Source organism: Sorangium sp. So ce321 (assembly GCF_051530195.1).
GTDB lineage: Bacteria > Myxococcota_A > Polyangia > Polyangiales > Polyangiaceae > Sorangium.
The window spans coordinates 8,107,383-8,124,077 of sequence record NZ_CP150329.1 but is presented as its reverse complement, the minus strand read 5'-3'; the positions used below and the strand labels follow the sequence as shown (position 1 = coordinate 8,124,077).

Sequence of the window (16,695 nt, the reverse complement as noted above, 5' to 3'; positions counted from 1 at the left end):
GCCGGATCGAGGCTCCGACCCCTCCGGGTCCGCTCCGGTGGTGCCCCGGACAGCACTTGCCGTGCCGGGAGACCGGCGCGACGGGAGGAGGGCCAGGCATGGGCGGCGCCGGGCGAGCAGGCGAGTCGAATGGGGGGCAGTCCGCTTGATCGGGGGAGATGGGTATGGACACACAGGCTGTTTGCGGTGTCGAGGATCGTGGTCGCATGGACTCGCGGGCTCCTCGACGGCTCGCCATCGTGCACGTGTTGAGCAGCTTCCAGACCGGCGGCGCCGAGCAGGTGGTCGTCGACCTGGCGGCGTCCCAGCGGGCCGCGGGTCATCACGTGCTGGCGGTCGCGATCGCCGAGGATCCGGACGGCCCGCGCGCGGAGCAGCTCCGGAGGCGCGGGGTCGAGGTGCACCTCGTGCCGAAATGCCCCGGGTTCGACAGGACCCTCACCGCCCGCCTCGCCGCGCTGTTCGCGACGAGGGGCGTCGGGCTCGTCCACTCGCACAACCACCTGTCGCTCATCTACGCCGCGCCCGCCGGCTGGCTGCACCGGGTCCCTGTCATCCACACGAAACACGGGGTCTCCCAGGACATGCAGGGCCGGCGATGGCTGCGCAGCGCCGCGTCCGCTTTCGTCGATGCCCATGTCGCGGTGTCGCAGCCGACCGCCGCGGTCGTCCTCGGCCGGCGCGAGGTCGAGCCGCCGAAGCTGCATGTCGTGGCGAACGGCATCGATCTATCGCGGTTCGCGCCGGATCCGGCGGCGCGGGCCCGGGTGAGGGCCGAGCTCGCGATCCCGCAGGACGCCTGGGTGGTGGGGAGCGTGGGGCGCCTCTCTCCCGTGAAGAACCACGCGCTGCTCGTGCGCGCCGCCGCGAGGTCGCTGCCCCGGAGCGGGCGGCTCCTGCTCGTCGGCGACGGCCCCGAGCGCGGGCGGCTCGTCGCGCTCGCGCGCGAGCTCGGCGTGTTCGAGCGCGTCGTGTTCGCCGGCGAGCGCCACGACGTCCCGGCGCTCCTCGCCGCGCTCGACGTGTTCGCGCTGCCCTCCCTGTCCGAGGGGCTGCCGCTCGCGCTCCTCGAGGCGATGGCCGCGGGCCTCCCGGCCGTCGCGACCGACGTGGGCGGCGTGGCCACCGCCCTCGTCGACGGCGAGACGGGCTTCCTGGTGCCCTCCGGCGAGGTAGCGCCGCTCGCCGCGAGGCTCTCGGAGCTCCACGCCGATCCCGGGCGCGCCGCGCAGATGGGCCGGCGCGGTCGGATGATCGCGCTCCAGCGCTACTCCGCCGCCCGGATGGCCGAGCGCTACATGGACCTGTACGCGCTGCTGCTCACGCGGCAGCCGGCGCGCGTCGCCGTCCGCCCGAGCGCGCTGCTCGCCTGGATATGGCGAGCGAGCCCCAGGCTGCCCGAGGTCAGCGCCGCTCCGGACCGCGGCGACGGCGGACCTCGCGGCGATCACCCGTCGCCGCGCTCGCCGGCGGCGCTCGCGAGCTGAGCGGACGCGCGAGCGCTGCCGTCGCCGATCTTTGCTGCTGTCAAAGGCTCTCGAAGGGGGGGACTCATGTCGAACGTGGTGAAATGGCTCTCAGATCTCCTGGCCGTGCCGTGGGCGACTCGTCCATTCACGCGGATGATGCGCGGCCACGTGACCATCATCGTGATGCATCGGCTCGCGGACCCAGGCCGCGGCATCGCGGGCGTCGATCCGCGCGACCTCCGGCGCGCGCTGCAGTTCCTGAGGAGCGAGCGGTATCCGATCGTGTCGCTCGAGCGGGTCTTCCGGAGCCTCGCGGGCGAGGCCCCGCCCATCGACCGGGCCGTCGCCTTCACCCTGGACGACGGCACGATCGACCAGGCGACCGTCGCCGCGCCGATCTTCGCGGAGTTCGATTGCCCGGCCACCATCTTCGTCGTGACCGGCTATCTGGACGGCGCGCTGTGGTGCTGGTGGCACCGCGTGGAGTACGTGTTCGAGACGACGCGGCGTCGCGAGCTCAGCGTGATGGTGGCCGGCCTCCGCCACGTCATCCGCCTTGACGGCGGCGCCGAGCGGGCGCAGCTCGCGAGGAGCTTCATGGAGCGGTGCAAGCGCGTCCCCGACGCCGAGAAGCTCGGCGCGATCGAGCGGCTCGCCGCCGCCGCCGAGGTCGAGCTGCCGGCGCGCCCGCCCGCGCGCTATGCGCCCATGTCGTGGGATGACGTCCGCGCGTGCGAGGCGCGCGGCATCACGTTCGGTCCTCACACGGTCAGCCATCCGGTGCTCGCCAGGACCAGCGACGCGCAGTCGGAGCGCGAGATCGTCGTGTCCTGGGCGCGCCTGTGCGCCGAGGCGAGGCGCCCGGTCCCCATCTTCTGTTACCCCAACGGGCACGTGGGGAGCGACTTCGGTCCTCGCGAGTGCGCCACGCTGCGCCGCCTCGGCTTCCTGGGCGCCGTGACGAACGCGCCTTGCGACTACGCGACCGTCGAGGGGTTCCAGAGCTCCCCGGATGCGCCGTTCTCGGTGCCCCGGGTCGACTTCGGCGCGGACCATCGGACCTTCATCCGCTCCGTGTCCGGCGTCCTGCGGACGAAGCAGGCGATCCAGCGGCGCGTCGCCCAGCGAGTCCCGGCGGCGCCGCGCCATCTGGGCCCGGCGCTCGATGGAGCTCAGGAAGAACCCGTCGACCCCAGCGCCTCGCTGTTCGAGTGATCATGGACCGCCGGGACATCGACGTTGCCCGCTTCTCCCCCGAGCGCCCCCCGGCGCTCGTGCTCGGAGATATCACCCTGGTCCGGCCTCACGGGATGGCCGGGATCCCGGTCATCGTGGCGGCGAAGGACCCGTCCGATGCGGTCCTGTGCTCGCGTCACGTGGGCGCCGCCTGCCTCGTCCCCGGCTTCGACGAGGCGAACCGGGACGCGTCCGCGGCGATCCTGCTGCGCCACGGGGAGCGCCTCCACACGGCCCTCGGACGCAGGATCCCGCTGTTCTACGGCACCGACCCGCAGCTCGAGCTCGTCTACCGGCACCGGAGAGCGCTGGCGCAGCACTTCCTCTTCCTCCTCAACGAGGAAGACGTGTGCTGGTCTCTGCTCGACAAGGAGGGGTTTTATGGCCTCTGCGAGGCGAGAGGCGTCCTCGCGCCGCGCACGCTGCGGCCCGGCGGCGATCTCGCGGACCTCTGCGAGCCGCTCCTCGTGAAGCCGCGCCGCAAGTCCGCCTGGGCCGAGATCCAGCGCGAGCTCCTCGGCGGCGCGGGCAAGGCGCGCCTCTTCAGCACGCGCGCCGAGCTCCTCGGGCACCCGCAGTTCGAGCGCCTCAGGCAGGATCTGATCGTCCAGGAGCACATCCCGGGCGACGTCGTCGATCTCGTGTCGTTCCACGGGTTCGCGGACGAGCGGCGGGAGCTGCTCGCGTGGTTCTGCGGGCGCAAGCTCCGCACCTACCCGGCCTTCGCTGGCGAGAGCGCGGTCGTCGAGGTCACCGGCGATGAGGACGTCGCCGCGGCCGGGCGCGAGGTGGCCGGGAAGCTCGGGCTGACGGGGCCCTTCAAGATCGACCTCGCGCGCGACGCGAGGAGCGGCGCGCTCTACACCCTCGAGGTCAACGCGCGGTACACCCTCTGGAACCACGTGGGCGCCGCGGCGGGCGTCAACCTGCCGCGCGTCGCGTACGACTACCTGGTCGAGGGCCGCCGCCCGGCCGCGCCGCCGCGCGCCGCCCCGGGCTACCGCTGGCTCGACGTCTACCGCGTCTACCGCGCGTTCCGGGAGCAGCGCGGCGGCGCCTCCCTCGCGGCGTGGCTCGGCTCGGTCGCGGGGGCGCGCACGGTCTACGACGCCTTTGCCTGGGACGACCCGAGGCCCTTTGCGCGGTGGGCCAGCACATTCCTCAAACGAAAGGTGGCGCGCCATGCTCTACGGGATCATCGCGGACGTTCACGGTAACCTCGAGGCCCTCTCGGCCGTGCAGGCGTTCCTCGCGGCGCGGGGGGTGGAGCGCCTGCTCTGCCTCGGCGATATCGTGGGGTACAACGCCGACTCGGACGCGTGCGTGCGCCTGCTCGCGCGGCCGCCGGTCCTCGCGGTCGCGGGCAACCACGACCTCATCGCGATCGGGCGCCTTGGCGCCGAGCGCTGCGGCGCCAAGGCGGCCTTCGCGCTCCGGCACACGCGCGACGCGCTCTCTGCAGAGAGCAAGCGGGCGCTCGCCATGCTGCCGAAGCGGCGCGTCATCGAGGGCGACATCGTCCTCGTCCACGGCGGCGTCGTCGATCCCTGCCAGTACATGGTGAGCCCCGTGCACATCGAGGAGAACGCGCTGCTCCTCGGCGAGCGCGAGCCGACCGGGCGTGTCTGCTTCTTCGGGCACACGCACGTCCAGGCGCTCTACGAGGTCGAGGCGGGGGTCGCGACGGCGCGGCCGACAGGCGAGCGCGTCCCGCTGGGCCGCGGGCGCCGGTGCTTCTTCATCAACCCCGGCTCCGTCGACGCGGCCCGGCGGAGCGAGAAGCTCGCGGACCTCGCCGTCTTCGACTCGTGGCGACAGGAGATCTCGTTTTACCGGGTCCCTTATGATCACGAGCGCGCCGAGCGGCGCGCCTGCGAGGGGGGATATCGAATGACGTGGCTGGACACGCGCCTCGGCGCGGCGCGGGGGGCGCTCGACCGCCTGCGGCCGCGATGGCGCTGACGGGGAGCGACGCCGCCGCCGCGCCGCTGCGAGCAGGCCCGGGCGGCCCTGCGGACAGCGGGGCTTGTTCGAAGGGGAGGGGACATGTTGCGCTTTCACCTGGTGACCGATGTCGTCGAGCTCGGCGCGATGCGCGGGGCGTGGGAAGATCTGATGGGGCGGAGCGGCATGAACGAGCCGATGCTCACGCCGGACTGGACGCTCGCCTGGTGGCGCGTGTTCGGGGCGCAGGGCCGCTCGCTGCGCGCCGCGCTCTTCTTCGATGGGCCCCGCCTGGTCGGCCTCGCGCCGCTGCTCGAGCGCCGCTGTCGGCACCGCAGCGGTATCCCGTTCCGCCGGCTGGAGCTCCTCGCCTCCGGGGAGGACCAGGCCGACGAGATCTGCTCCTGCAACCTCGGTGTGATCGCAGAGCGGGGCGCCGAGGCCGACGTGGCGCGCGCGCTCGCCGGCGCGCTCGCGGGCGCAGCGCTCGGCGCCTGGGACGAGCTCGTCATGCCGGCCATGCGCACCGACGGCGCGCTCGCCGTGATCCTCTCGCGCGAGCTCCGGCAGTGTGGCATCGACGCGCGGATCGAGGTCACGGACGCATCGCCTTACATCCCGCTGCCGTCCAGCTGGGAGGAGTACCTGAGCGCGCTCCCCGCGTCGCGCCGCTACCTCGTGCGCCGCTCGATGCGCGACCTCGAGGCGTGGGCTGGCGGCACGCTGACGTTCGAGCGGGCGAGGACGCGGGCGGAGCTCGCGCACGCGCGGGAGATCCTGGTCCGCCTGCACGCCGAGCGCTGGTCGGCCGAGGGGCGCGCGGGCGTCTTCGCCTCGCGGCGCTTTCGCGAGTTCCACGACGAGGTGATGCCCGCGATGTTCGAGCGCGGCGCCCTCGACCTCGCGTGGCTCTCGGCGCGCGGCGAGCCCGTCGCGGCGCTCTACAACCTCGTGTGGAACAACAAGCTCTATTTCTACCAGTGCGGGCGCAGGGTCGACCTGCCAAAGGGGCTCCGGCCCGGGACCGTGATTCACGCCCACGCCATCCGCGCCGCGATCGCGGAGGGGCGGCGCGAGTACGATTTTCTGGACAGCCCTTGCCAGTACAAGCTGGCCCTCTCGCTGTCGGCGCGGCCGCTCATCGAGCTCCGGGCCGCGCGGCCCTCGGTCAACGACAGCGCCCGCCGCGCCGCGGAGCTCGCCGCGCACGAGCTCCGCGTGCTGAAGCGGCGCGTCCTCGCGACGTGGCGCGCCGCCGCGCGGTCGCTGGCGCGCGATCCGGCGGGCGGGCAGGCGCCCTCGCGCCGCGAGCTCGCAGGCGGCCCGGGGGACGGTCCCAGCCCCCCGGGGGCGGCGCGGGGGCGTGCCGCCGCGTCATGAGCCTTCCGCTGCGGCGGGCTCCCCTGCTTTCTCGACCGTCTCTGCTCTGTCTGCTCGCCCGCGCGGCTCGACCTGGGCTCGATCTCAGCAGCCGACGGTGGCGCGGAAGAACTGGCCACTTCCCTCGATGGCGTAGCTCCCTGAATCGAACGGGACGAAGATCGAGCCGCCCTGGCGGAGGTCGCGGGTCGCGCCGCGCGCGTCGAGGAGCGAGGCCTTTCCGCGGGTGCACAGCACGATCTCCGGGCCGCGCCGCTCGTCCGTCCTCCAGGCAGACGCGGTGTCGAGATCGAGCCGGGAGAGCCGGAACTCCGGCGCGGGGGTGTCATAGAAGGACTCCGCGCCGGCCTGGCGCGGCGCGACGGGCTCGACGCGCCACGGGGAGAAGTCGAGGACGCGCACGAGCTCGTCGACGTTGACGCGCTTCGGTGTGAGCCCGCCGCGGAGCACGTTGTCGGAGCTCGCCATGATCTCGATCCCGACCCCCTGCACGTAGGCGTGCAGCCGGCGCGGCGGTAGGTACAGCGCCTCGCCGGGCTCGAGGTGCACGTCGTTGAGCAGGAGCGCGATCGCGACGCCGACGTCGCCCGGGTAGAGCTCGTGCAGGCGGAGCGCCCAGCCGCAGGCCCTCGCGAGCCATCCGCCGGCCTGCGCGCGCGCCCGGCACGCTTCGACCACCGAGGCGACGAGCTCCCGCCGCGCCGCCGGATCGAGCCCGAGGAGGGCCTGGACGAGCCGCGAGACGGCGGCCGCGTCGACCGGCGCGGCGCCGCGCGGGACGAGCGCGTCCCCCGGGCCTCCGGCGAGGAGCTCGAAGACCTCCGGCAGGGCCGCGGCCGGCCGGAAGCCGCAGAGCGCGTCGAAGGGGGTGAGCGCGCAGATGAGCTCGGGCTTGTGGTGCGGGTCGCGGTAGGTGCGCTCGGGGGCGTCTACCGGGATGCCGGCCGCGTTCTCCGCGTCGAACCCGCGCCGTGCCTGCGCCTCGTCCGGGTGGGCCTGCAGCGACAGGGGCTGATCGGCCGCGAGCACCTTGAGCAGGAAGGGGAGCCGCGCGCCGAAGCGATCGACCGTCGGCCCGCCCAGGAAGGCTTCCGCGCGGCTGGCGATCGCGTCGATGAGGCGCTCTCGGCCGCCGTCGAGCTCGATGCACGAGGAGGCCGCCGGGTGGGCTCCCATCCAGAGCTCGGCCTGCGGCTTGTCGGAAGGCCCCTGTCCGAGCAGCGCCGCGATGGCGTCTCGTGAGCCCCAGGCGTACTCCTGAACACGGTTCTCGAGCGAAAACATGGACGGCTCCTGTGCGGTGCACCCTACCTGATGGCCCTGGCGAAGTCAGCGATCGAGCACGTGGGCGATGCCGCTCTCCAGCGTCCCCCGCGTGACAAGGCTGCTGAGGTCGACGCCGAGCTCGACCAGGGTCTGGGCGATCTTCGGCTGGATGCCTGTCAGGATGACGGCCTGGAGCTGCCGATTCTCCTCCTCCGCTCGCTTGTAGCTGCTGATGTCCGTCGAGATGCCGCAGACGCCGCGGAGCGCCCCCGCCGGGTCCCTGAGCGGGAACTTGGTCACGGCGAAGTGGCGGAGCTGCCCGTCGGCCCCCGTGTCGCTGTCCTCCCACGCCAGGGGCCGGCCCGTCGTCATGGCCTCGATATCGGAGGCGCGAAACGCGTCCGCCCTCTCCTTCGGGAACAGCTCATGATCGGTCTTGCCGGCCACCTCGTCCCACGTGAGGCCAACCCAGCGCAGGAAGTAGCCGTTCGCGAGCATGTAGCGGCCCTCGGCGTCCTTGACGAAGAGCAGCATGGGCGCGGCCTCGACGAGCGTGCGGAGCAGGTCGACGACCTCGCGCATGGCGTGCTCGCGGCCCCCGCCCTCGTCGGCGTCGAGGCCCGAGGCATGTTGCAGTGCTCCGGCCAGCGGGCTGGTTCGAGGCGCACGCGGGGCGAGCGCATGCCGCAGCTCGGCGAGCTCGGCGCGGAGCTGCTCGTGCTGTGATCGCAAGGTCTCGTTCACGCGCTGCAGAACGTCTCGGGGTGTGCTGTCCTCAGCCATTCTCCGCGGGCCTCGCGTCGTTTGCTCCGCTGGCCGCTTCGGCCCCTTCCGGAACGGGCGGACGCATAAATTCGCACGTAAGCGCGTCGCGATGACACTGTCAAGGCCGTTCCCCGCGGCGGGTGAGCGCGTTTGCGCGGCCGGCATCGCTTGGTCGTCGTTGGCGTGGGTGGCGTCGTCGGCGTCGTCGGCGTCGGTGGCTGACGCTGCGCGCGGCTCCGGCTTTACGTGGTCCGGCGAGCGACCTAGGCTCGCCGAATGACAACGACCAAGAACGACTCGAGGTTCACGCCCATCCTGGCGAGGCTGCGCGACGCCGTGCTGGCCTACCCCGAGGCGGTAGAGGAGTTCCCCTGGGGCGACCGGGTCGCCAAGGTGAGCGGGAAGATCTTCGTGTTCCTCAACATGCACGAGGGGAAGCTCGTCGTGACCGCGAAGCTCCCGCAGTCGGGCGAGGCTGCGCTCATGCTGCCGTTCGCGGAGCCGACCGGGTACAACCTGGGCAAGAGCGGGTGGGTGACGGCGCGCTTCGGGCCGAAGGACAGGGTGCCCGAGGCGATGCTGCTGGAGTGGATCGAGGAGAGCTACCGCGCGGTGGCGCCGAAGCGGGCTTTGCAGGCGCTGGACGGCGCGGCTGCGGCGCCGGGGAAGAAGGGCGCTGCGGCGAAGGCGGCGTCGGGGAAGAGGGCGGCGCCGGCAACGAAGGCAGCGCCGGGGGAGAAGGTGGCTCCGGCCAGGAGGGCGGCGCCGGGGAAGAACGGGGCACCAACCAGGAAGGCGGCGCCGGTGAAGAAGGCTGTGCCCGAGAAGGCGGCGCCGGCGAAGAAGGCTGCGCCCGAGAAGGCGGCGCTGGCGAAGAAGGCTGCGCCCGAGAAGGGGGCGCCGGCGAAGAAGGCTGCGCCCGAGAAGAAGGCGGCGCCGGTGAAGAAGGCTGCGCCCGAGAAGAAGGCGGCGCCGGTGAAGAAGGCCGTGCCCGAGAAGGCGGCGCCGGCGAAGAAGGCTGTGCCCGAGAAGAAGGCGGCGCCGGCGAAGAAGTCTGTGCCCGAGAAGGCGGTGCCGGCGAAGAAGTCTGTGCCCGAGAAGGCGGTGCCGGCGAAGAAGTCTGCGCCCCAGAAGGCGGCGCCGGCGAAGAAGGCTGCGCCCCAGAAGGCGGCGCCGGCGAAGAAGGCTGCGCCCCAGAAGGCGGCGCCGGCGAAGAAGGCTGCGCCCCAGAAGGCGGCGCCGGCGAAGAAGGCTGCGCCCGAGAAGGCGGCGCCGGCGAAGAAGGCTGTGCCCGAGAAGGCGGCGCCGGCGAAGAAGGCTGCGCCCGAGAAGGCGGCGCCGGCGAAGAAGGCTGTGCCCGAGAAGGCGGCGCCGGCGAAGAAGGCTGCGCCCGAGAAGGCGGCGCCGGCGAAGAAGTCTGTGCCCGAGAAGGCGGCGCCGGCGAAGAAGGCTGCGCCCCAGAAGGCGGCGCCGGCGAAGAAGGCTGCGCCCGAGAAGGCGGCGCCGGCGAGGAAGGCGGCTCCGGCGCCGCGAGCGCAGACCTCCCGGAAACGCGGCTAGCGGCGTGCTCTCGACCGCTCACGCCTGCACACCCACGGAACGACATCGATGCGACAAAGCGAGCAGTCCAGCGAAGCGTCATCGGATCCACGACAGCCCGCCGTGCGGCGTCCTGCGCCGCGCTGGCGCCGGCTCCGGGCCCTCGTGCTCGCCAGCGCGGTGCTTTACCTCATCGTGGTCGCCTCGCTCTGGCTCGCCCTGCCCATCGTGGGCGACCGGTGGTGGCCTGGGACGCTCTTTCTCTTCGGCCCCCGCCAGGTCATCGCCCTCCCGCTCCTCGTGATCGTGCCCGCCGCGCTCCTCGTGCAGCGCCGCGCGCTCATTCCGGCGGCGCTTGCGTCGGTGATCGTGGTCGGCCCCATCCTGGGGTTCTCTGTCTCGCTCCGGGCCCTCGTCGGAGGGGCGGACCGCGGCGACCTGCGCGTCGCGTCCTTCAACACTGGCAGCCGCGCCATGAGCATGGATCGACTCAAGGGCTTCGTGTCCGAGGCCCGGCCCGACGTGCTCGCCCTCCAGGAGTGCTCGATACCCGAGCCGGAGCTGACAGCTGCCTTTCCGGGGTGGTTCGTCCACGTCGACCGCGGGATGTGCCTTGTGAGCCGGCACCCTCTCCTCGAAGCCGAGTCCAGGGACCGCCGCGACGTGTGGCGTGAAGGCGGCCACGGCGCCATCCTCCGTTACACGATCGCGCTGCCGGACCGCGCTGCCGGCGCCGCTCCGGTCGGCTCTTCCGGCCCCGGCGCCGCGCCGGAGGCGCCCCGGCCAGGCGCGCAAGCGCCCCCCGGCGCGCGCACCTTCAGCCTGCTCAACCTGCACCTGGAGACGCCCCGCGAGGCGATCGAGGCGCTGATGCACGGCCTCTGGAAGCAAGCCGCGGAGCACGACCGGGTCATCGCGTTGCGCACCTGGGAGTCCGAGCTCGCGAGGAAATGGGTCGACGAGGCACCTTATCCGGCCGTCATCGTCGGCGACCTCAACATGCCCGTCGACAGCGCCATCTACCGGCGCTTCTGGGCGGGCTTCGAGAACGCGTTCTCCCGCGCCGGGCTCGGGTTCGGCGCGACGAAGCGGACGCGCTGGTTCGGTATCCGCATCGACCACGTGCTCGCGGGGCCGGGCTGGACGACCGAGCGCGCATGGATCGGCCCTGATCTCGGCTCGGACCACCTCCCCATCCTCGCCGACCTGCGCTGGACCGGCGGCGCGCCCGGGGGAGACGCCCAGCGCTAGAGTCCACCTCCGTTCACCGGCGACCGCGGCGCGGCACCGCGCGCGTCAGGAGCGGCCCGAGGCTCTTACCTGTACGATTTGTGAGCCGTGGCGCCGCGCGAGAGGCACTGTTGCGCGGAGGCTGCTCCACTGTGCGCGCGCTCGCTCGGCACCGAGGAGCAACGCGCCGCCATGGCGCAATCCGGCAAGGAGCAACGAGCCAGGAGCAAGGAGCAACGAGCAGGAAGCCTATGTCCCACATCGTCTCTTGACGCGACGCAGGAGCACCGGAAGACGTCAGTAAGGCTCCGCCTGATGCCCGAGATGGCGAAAGAAAAATTCACCTTGGTTGCATATCGTGGGGAGTTGAAATTGACGTTTCTGGACACGACAGGAGTGTGTTAGTAGATCGACATGCTTCTTTCCCCGCTCCTGGAGATCGTCTCCGGGGTTGCGGGTGTCACCAGCATTACTTAGCCAGGAACTGGTCGCGAGTCGGCACCTTACGTTCGGCTCCCGCGACGCTCGTCACTTGCAGCCTCACCGCCCCGGCCCGTTGCCCGGTCCCGGGCGTCCGGGCCTGCTGGGCCCCGGAGAGGCCAGAAGAGCGTACCGCGAGGGACTGTCTTGCTTCGACTCACCATCTCTCCTGGCGTTCCTTGGGAGGACAGGATGAAGAGCTCGCTTTTTGGGATGCTTGCGGATTCGGGCTTGCGGCTGGGGTTGTGCGTCGCCGCGGTGCAGGCGGCCGCGCTGTGCAGCTGCGTGGCGTCGTCGGAGGACACGGGCCAGAGCGACGCAAGCGAGGTCGAGGTCACCGACGAGGAGGCGTTCGCGGCCACCGCGAGGCCGGTGGACACGCACGGAAGGCTCCAGATCGTGGGCAAGGAGCTCCGGAACCAGTACAACGCCCCGGTCCAGCTGAAGGGCATGAGCCTGTTCTGGAGCCAGTGGGGCGGCTCGTTCTACAACGCGAACGTCGTCAACTCGATCGCGGACAGCTGGGGGGCGACCGTCGTCCGCGCCGCGATGGGCGTCGAGTCGGGCGGGTACCTCACGAACCCGGCGGCCGAGAAGGCCCGGGTGAAGGCCGTGGTCGACGCGGCGATCGCCAAGGGCATCTACGTGATCATCGACTGGCACGATCACAGCGCCTCGTCTCACACGGCGCAGGCCAAGGCGTTCTTCACGGAGATGGCGCAGGCGTACGGTAACCAGCCCAACGTCCTCTTCGAGATCTTCAACGAGCCGGACGGCGAGAGCTGGGACAACATCAGGGCCTATGCGAACGAGGTGATCGGCGCGATCCGCGCCACGGGCTCGAACAACGTGATCATCGTCGGCACGCCGACCTGGTCGCAGGACGTGGACATCGCCGCCAACAACCCCATCACCGGGTACTCGAACATCGCGTACACGCTGCACTTCTACGCCAACACGCACCGGGAGAGCCTGCGCGCCAAGGCGCGGACGGCGATGGACAAGGGCCTGGCCCTGTTCGTGACCGAGTTCGGCACCTGCGACGCCTCCGGGAACACCGGGCTCAACCTCAGCGAGTCCCAGACCTGGATCAACTTCCTGAACACCAACAAGATCAGCTGGGCCAACTGGTCGCTGTTCGACAAGAACGAGACGGCCTCCGCGCTCGTCCCCGGCGCCAGCACCAGCGGCAGCTGGCCGGACTCGCAGCTCACCGAGTCGGGCAGGTGGGTCAAGGCAAGGATGCTGGAAGGCGGCGGCGGCTCGGGCGGCGGCAGCAGCAGCAGCACGAGCAGCAGCAGCAGCAGCAGCGGGACGGGCGGCAGCGGCGGCGCGGGTGGCAGCGGCGGCGCGGGTGGCAGCGGCGGCGGCACCACGACCTCCGGCTTCCAGTTCACCGTGTCCTCGAGCATCAACCGGTGGTGGATCCAGGTGAAGGTCGTCGAGCCGGGGTACAGCATCAGCCGCGTCACCGCACAGGTGAAGGACACCACATACACCCTCGATCCCAAGCCGTCGTGGGGTGAGGGCGAGTTCGCCATCAGCAAGGAGGTCCCCTCCGGCACGGAGGTGGTCTTCACGGCCACCGACAATCGAGGCGTCTCCGCGACCTTCAAGTCCAAGCCCTGGCCGTGAAGCTCCGCGCGTGGCCCAGGTAGCTCGGCGACTCAGGAAGGCCTCACTCGGGCCTCGTCACCAGCTCAGTCCCTCGAACCACGGTAGGCCCCCGGAGAGGGTGTTCGCCGCGCGGGGTGGGGGATGGGCCGATGTTTGAGGCCGAGACATGGCCATCCGGCATCGCCGGATGATCCATGTCTCGGCCGAGTTCGGCGGGGCCCCCACCCCGCGCGGCGAACACCCTCTCCGGGGGCCGGGCCCCTCGGCAGAGCGGGAGCTCAGCGCCGGGCCGCCGGGCCGGCCGCGGGGAGGTTGCCGCCCACCGCCGTCCGGAGCTCGGCCAGCGCGGTCCGGTAGTCGCGCACGAGGCGAAGGAGCTTGACGCGCGCGGCGTCACGACGCTCTTCGAGGCTCAGCGCCTCCAGCGCGTCGATCTGGCGATTGTCGAGCGCGCGCGCGACCTCGACCCCGGCGCGCTCGGCGGCGGGGAGCGCGCGGGCCCTGAACTCCTCGACCAGCGCCCCCGCCGCGCGCACCTCCCGGAGCCGATCGCGCACCTCCCGCGCGACCCGCTGGACCTCCGCGGCGAGCATCCGCTCGGCCGCGACCGCGTCCGCGTCCGCGGCCTCGATCGCGCTGGAGTGCGTGTCGAAGAGCGGCAGCTCGATCCCCGCCTCGAACGTCCAGCCGAGCGGGTCGCGCGTGGCGGGCGTGAACTCGTAGCCGACCTCGATGAACGAGAGCCACGGCCAGCGCAGCGCGCGCGCGAGCGAGCCCTCCGCGCCCGCGGCGTCGACCTCGGCGGCCGCGATCGCGATCTCCGGGCGGCTCCGCAGCGCCGCCTCGACCAGCGCGTCCTCGGGCAGGAGCGCGACGAGCGGCGCCGACCCGAGCGGCTCGCCCACGAGGCGCACCGGCGCGTCGGGGTCGAGCCCGACCCGCTCGAGCAGCGCCCCGAGCGCGGCCCGGCGGCGCGCGCGCGGCTCGGCGCTCTCCTCCGTGGCCACCGCGGCCGCCAGCGCCGTCATCGCCTCGTCGACGGCCGTCCCGCGCGCGGCGCCGACCAGCGCTCGCTGCTCGTCCGCGAGCTTCCGGCGCGTCGCGGCGACCGCGTCGAGCGCCTCGATCTCGGCGTCGATCAGCAGCACGTCGTCGAACAGCCAGCGGACCTCGGCCTCGAGCTCGTGCTCCGCGGTCCGCGTCTCCGCGCGCGCGACGGCCACGTCCGCGCGTGCGGCGTCCGCGGTCGCGCCTGCCTCGCCGGGCCTGGGCGGGCGCACGCGGACGCCTGCGCTGATGCGCGGCTCGCGGTCGAGATACTGGTCGAGGCGGATCTGAGAGATGCGGATCTCCGGGTTCCGGTAGGTGCCCGCCGACTCGGCGGCGACGCGCGCCCGGGCCGCGCTCTCGCGCGCGCTCATCGCCGTGAGCGTCGCGCTCCGCTGCTTCGCTATCGCCACCGCGTCGTCGGCGGTGAGCTCGCGCGGCGCGGCCCCGCGCGCCGCCGCTCGGCCCGCGCCCTCGCGCTCGCTCGCCTTCGACTTCGCCTTCGCCGCACGGTACAGCGCGACCGCCCGGTCGCCCGCCTCGAGGTGCGCCGGCGCTGCGCACGCGGCGAGCGAGAGGCACGCGATGGTCGACAGCACCGACAGCGTCCGCGCGCCGCTCAGCCTTGCCATGGCAGCTCCAGGAACGAGGGCACCTCGGCGCCTGCGTCAAACACGACGATCAGGTTGCCGGACGACAGCGAGAGCGAGATCCCCTCGGGCTTCAGGCCCGGGAAGCGCCGCACGAGCAGGGGCGAGAGGACGCCGGCCTGGGGGCGCGGGACGCGGAAGAGCGCCCCCGCGTCGCCGTCGGCGGTGGACGGCGTCGACGTGATCGCGAGCGAGCCGTCCGGGAGGAAGCTCAGATCGGAGATCCCGCCCGGCGTGGGCGCGCCGCCGAGCTCGACGTCGACGCGCGCGCGCGCCCACAGCGAGAGCCCGGCACCTTCGAGCCGCTTCGCGTCGAAGAGCGCGCCCGGCGCGTCGAGCTTCCAGATGAGCGCGTTGCCCTGCGCGTCGAGCGGCGACTTGAGCCCGAAGTAGAGCGCGCCGTCCCGGTAGGCCATGCCCTCGATCTCGAGCGGGCGCGTGCCGCCCGGCAGCCCGAGCCCCGCGAGGACCGCGGGGCCCGCGGCGTCGAGCAGCTCCGCGAGGTGCACCTCGCCGTCGACGCGGAAGCCCCGGCCGTCCGGCTTCAGCCGGAGCAGCGCGGTGCGCGCCGTCTTGCGCTTGCCCTTCGCGCTGTAGCCCTGCGACGAGAGCAGGTACACGTCGCCGCCGTCGCCCGCCGCGATCGACTCGATGTCGACGAGCTGCTTCACGCCGGTCACCGGCACCGGCTCCGGGGCGACGGCGCCGGCGGCGGACATCGCGAACAGCCAGGGCGCGCCCTCGTCGTCCTCGTCCTTGTGGCCCGTGTCGTCGCTGACGAGCAGGTATCGCCCCTCCGCGGGGCGGGGCAGGACGCCGGACGGCTCGAAGCGCGACCGCTGCCGCAGCGCGGCCGGGACCGTCATGCGGAGCGCCTCGGCGCCGGCGCGCTGCGCCGACGCGGGCACGACGGGCGACGCCGACGCCGCGGGGTCGCCTTGCGCGGCCTGCGCGACGGGCACGGCGGGCAAGCCCGGCGCGGCGGGCAAGCCCGGCGCGGCGGGCCCCGTCGGGCGCTCGAAGGTGACCTCGAACGCCTGGCCGGCGAGTAGATCGACCGGGTGATCGAGCGTGATCTGGACGTCGCGGCCCCACGCCGGGAGGTTCAGCGAGGCCCAGCAGCGCGTCGGCAGCTCGAGCACCACCGGGCCGACCGTGACGGCCCTGCCGATGAGCGGCGCCCCGCTCCGGCCGCGCACCCAGGCCTTCGCGACGTAGCCCGCCTGGACATCGAGCGCCGCGCGCTCCGGGACGCAGGCGACGATCCGGCCCCTCGAGCTGACGATCTCGACGATCGGATCGCCCGGCACGGCCACGTCGCCCGGCCGTTTGCGGATCGCGGCGACGCGCCCGGCGTGCGCCGCGCGCAGCACGGTCTGGGAGCGCAGCAGCTCGAGCTGCTCGATATCCCGCCTCGCCACCGCGAGATCCGCCTCGATCTTCGCCGTCTGCGGGCCCGCCTGCTCGCGGAGCTTCCTCCGGCGATCCTCGGCCGCCGCGATCTGCGTGCGCAGGAGCTGGATGGTGCGGGGCTTCTCGCGCGCGATCGCCGCGACGCCCGCGCGCTGCACGTCGAGCGAGCCCAGATCGTCGATGCTCGCCTGCCGGTCCTCGACCATCTGCTTCACCCGGGAGATCTCGCCGGCGAGCACCTCGCCCTCGGCGCTCGCGCGGCGCTGCTCTTCGACCTCCCGCGCGAGATCGCGCTGCAGCCCCTCGACGTTCGCCGCGATCTCGTCGTCGAGCCGCGCGACCTCCGCGGGGATCATCGCCTGGAGGCGCGCCTCCTCGGCGCGCGCCACCGCGAGCTCCGCGTCGACCGAGCCGCTCTCGAGCGTGACGATCACCTGACCAGGCGCCACCTCGGCCCCGATCTCGACGTCGATCGACCTCACGCGCCCGACCTCGATGACGGCGATGGCCTCGATGTCGGACTGCGCGAAGGCGAGGATTCCATCGCTCGGTCCCGCGGAGAAGTGCATCCACGCCGCGAGGCCGAGCGTGCCCAGCATGGTGAGCGCGGGGACGGCGGCGGAGAGCGCCGCTCTGGTTCGGCCGGAAAAATTCATGGA

General features: G+C 72.8%; 12 protein-coding genes. 8 read left to right on the top strand and 4 right to left on the bottom strand.

The features are described 5' to 3' along the window. Positions 1 to 206 precede the first annotated feature (206 nt). The 5 genes from WME89_RS29810 to WME89_RS29790 all read left to right on the top strand — a co-directional run bounded on the left by WME89_RS29810 (position 207) and on the right by WME89_RS29790 (position 6,029). Positions 207 to 1,487, top strand: coding sequence for a glycosyltransferase (locus WME89_RS29810; protein WP_438003088.1), 1,281 nt, complete (start codon positions 207 to 209; stop codon positions 1,485 to 1,487). A gap of 150 nt (positions 1,488 to 1,637) precedes the next feature. Then, positions 1,638 to 2,684 carry a polysaccharide deacetylase family protein gene (locus tag WME89_RS29805; protein WP_438003087.1) on the top strand — a complete coding sequence of 349 codons (1,047 nt, stop codon included), beginning with the start codon at positions 1,638 to 1,640 and terminating at the stop codon, positions 2,682 to 2,684. Positions 2,685 to 2,686: 2 nt separating this feature from the next. Next, the gene (locus tag WME89_RS29800) at positions 2,687 to 3,922 is read left to right on the top strand and encodes a carboxylate--amine ligase (protein WP_438003086.1); all 1,236 of its coding nucleotides are present in this window, start codon (positions 2,687 to 2,689) and stop codon (positions 3,920 to 3,922) included. Further along, a complete protein-coding gene (locus WME89_RS29795) occupies positions 3,888 to 4,667 on the top strand; it encodes a metallophosphoesterase family protein (protein ID WP_438003085.1) in 780 nt (259 codons plus the stop codon). Before WME89_RS29800 ends, WME89_RS29795 begins: the two co-directional genes overlap by 35 nt. A gap of 84 nt (positions 4,668 to 4,751) precedes the next feature. After that, positions 4,752 to 6,029, top strand: a complete 1,278-nt coding sequence (locus WME89_RS29790) for a GNAT family N-acetyltransferase (RefSeq protein WP_438003084.1) — start codon at positions 4,752 to 4,754, stop codon at positions 6,027 to 6,029. An 84-nt stretch (positions 6,030 to 6,113) separates the two neighbouring features. Here WME89_RS29790 and manA read toward each other — a convergent pair whose 3' ends face one another. Both manA and WME89_RS29780 read right to left on the bottom strand, forming a co-directional pair. Further along, positions 6,114 to 7,313 carry a mannose-6-phosphate isomerase, class I gene (manA, locus tag WME89_RS29785; protein WP_438003083.1) on the bottom strand — a complete coding sequence of 400 codons (1,200 nt, stop codon included), beginning with the start codon at positions 7,311 to 7,313 and terminating at the stop codon, positions 6,114 to 6,116. 45 nt (positions 7,314 to 7,358) lie between these two features. Continuing rightward, a complete protein-coding gene (locus WME89_RS29780) occupies positions 7,359 to 8,027 on the bottom strand; it encodes a PAS domain-containing protein (protein WP_438003082.1) in 669 nt (222 codons plus the stop codon). A 309-nt stretch (positions 8,028 to 8,336) separates the two neighbouring features. Here WME89_RS29780 and WME89_RS29775 point away from each other — a divergent pair, with 309 nt between their 5' ends. The 3 genes from WME89_RS29775 to WME89_RS29765 all read left to right on the top strand — a co-directional run bounded on the left by WME89_RS29775 (position 8,337) and on the right by WME89_RS29765 (position 12,944). Then, the gene (locus WME89_RS29775) at positions 8,337 to 9,620 is read left to right on the top strand and encodes an MmcQ/YjbR family DNA-binding protein (RefSeq protein WP_438003081.1); all 1,284 of its coding nucleotides are present in this window, start codon (positions 8,337 to 8,339) and stop codon (positions 9,618 to 9,620) included. A 102-nt stretch (positions 9,621 to 9,722) separates the two neighbouring features. Beyond that, a complete protein-coding gene (locus WME89_RS29770; protein WP_438003080.1) occupies positions 9,723 to 10,850 on the top strand; it encodes an endonuclease/exonuclease/phosphatase family protein in 1,128 nt (375 codons plus the stop codon). A 690-nt stretch (positions 10,851 to 11,540) separates the two neighbouring features. Then, complete coding sequence (locus WME89_RS29765; protein ID WP_438003079.1) at positions 11,541 to 12,944, top strand: glycoside hydrolase family 5 protein; 1,404 nt, start codon at positions 11,541 to 11,543, stop codon at positions 12,942 to 12,944. A gap of 260 nt (positions 12,945 to 13,204) precedes the next feature. Here the strand turns inward: WME89_RS29765 and WME89_RS29760 are convergent, their stop codons facing one another. Next, positions 13,205 to 14,605, bottom strand: coding sequence for a TolC family protein (locus WME89_RS29760; RefSeq protein ID WP_438003078.1), 1,401 nt, complete (start codon positions 14,603 to 14,605; stop codon positions 13,205 to 13,207). Beyond that, the gene (locus WME89_RS29755) at positions 14,593 to 16,692 is read right to left on the bottom strand and encodes an HlyD family secretion protein (RefSeq protein WP_438003077.1); all 2,100 of its coding nucleotides are present in this window, start codon (positions 16,690 to 16,692) and stop codon (positions 14,593 to 14,595) included. The genes WME89_RS29760 and WME89_RS29755 overlap by 13 nt, the downstream gene beginning before the upstream one ends. Positions 16,693 to 16,695: the final 3 nt, after the last annotated feature.

Excerpts from the sequence above, each read along its gene's own strand:
- WME89_RS29800 (WP_438003086.1), top strand. The coding sequence starts at position 2,687 with ATGGACCGCCGGGACATCGACGTTGCCCGCTTCTCCCCCGAGCGCCCC.
- WME89_RS29755 (WP_438003077.1), bottom strand. The coding sequence starts at position 16,692 with ATGAATTTTTCCGGCCGAACCAGAGCGGCGCTCTCCGCCGCCGTCCCC.
- WME89_RS29775 (WP_438003081.1), top strand. The coding sequence starts at position 8,337 with ATGACAACGACCAAGAACGACTCGAGGTTCACGCCCATCCTGGCGAGG.
- WME89_RS29790 (WP_438003084.1), top strand. The coding sequence starts at position 4,752 with ATGTTGCGCTTTCACCTGGTGACCGATGTCGTCGAGCTCGGCGCGATG.
- WME89_RS29810 (WP_438003088.1), top strand. The coding sequence starts at position 207 with ATGGACTCGCGGGCTCCTCGACGGCTCGCCATCGTGCACGTGTTGAGC.
- WME89_RS29760 (WP_438003078.1), bottom strand. The coding sequence starts at position 14,605 with ATGGCAAGGCTGAGCGGCGCGCGGACGCTGTCGGTGCTGTCGACCATC.
- manA (WP_438003083.1), bottom strand. The coding sequence starts at position 7,313 with ATGTTTTCGCTCGAGAACCGTGTTCAGGAGTACGCCTGGGGCTCACGA.
- WME89_RS29795 (WP_438003085.1), top strand. The coding sequence starts at position 3,888 with ATGCTCTACGGGATCATCGCGGACGTTCACGGTAACCTCGAGGCCCTC.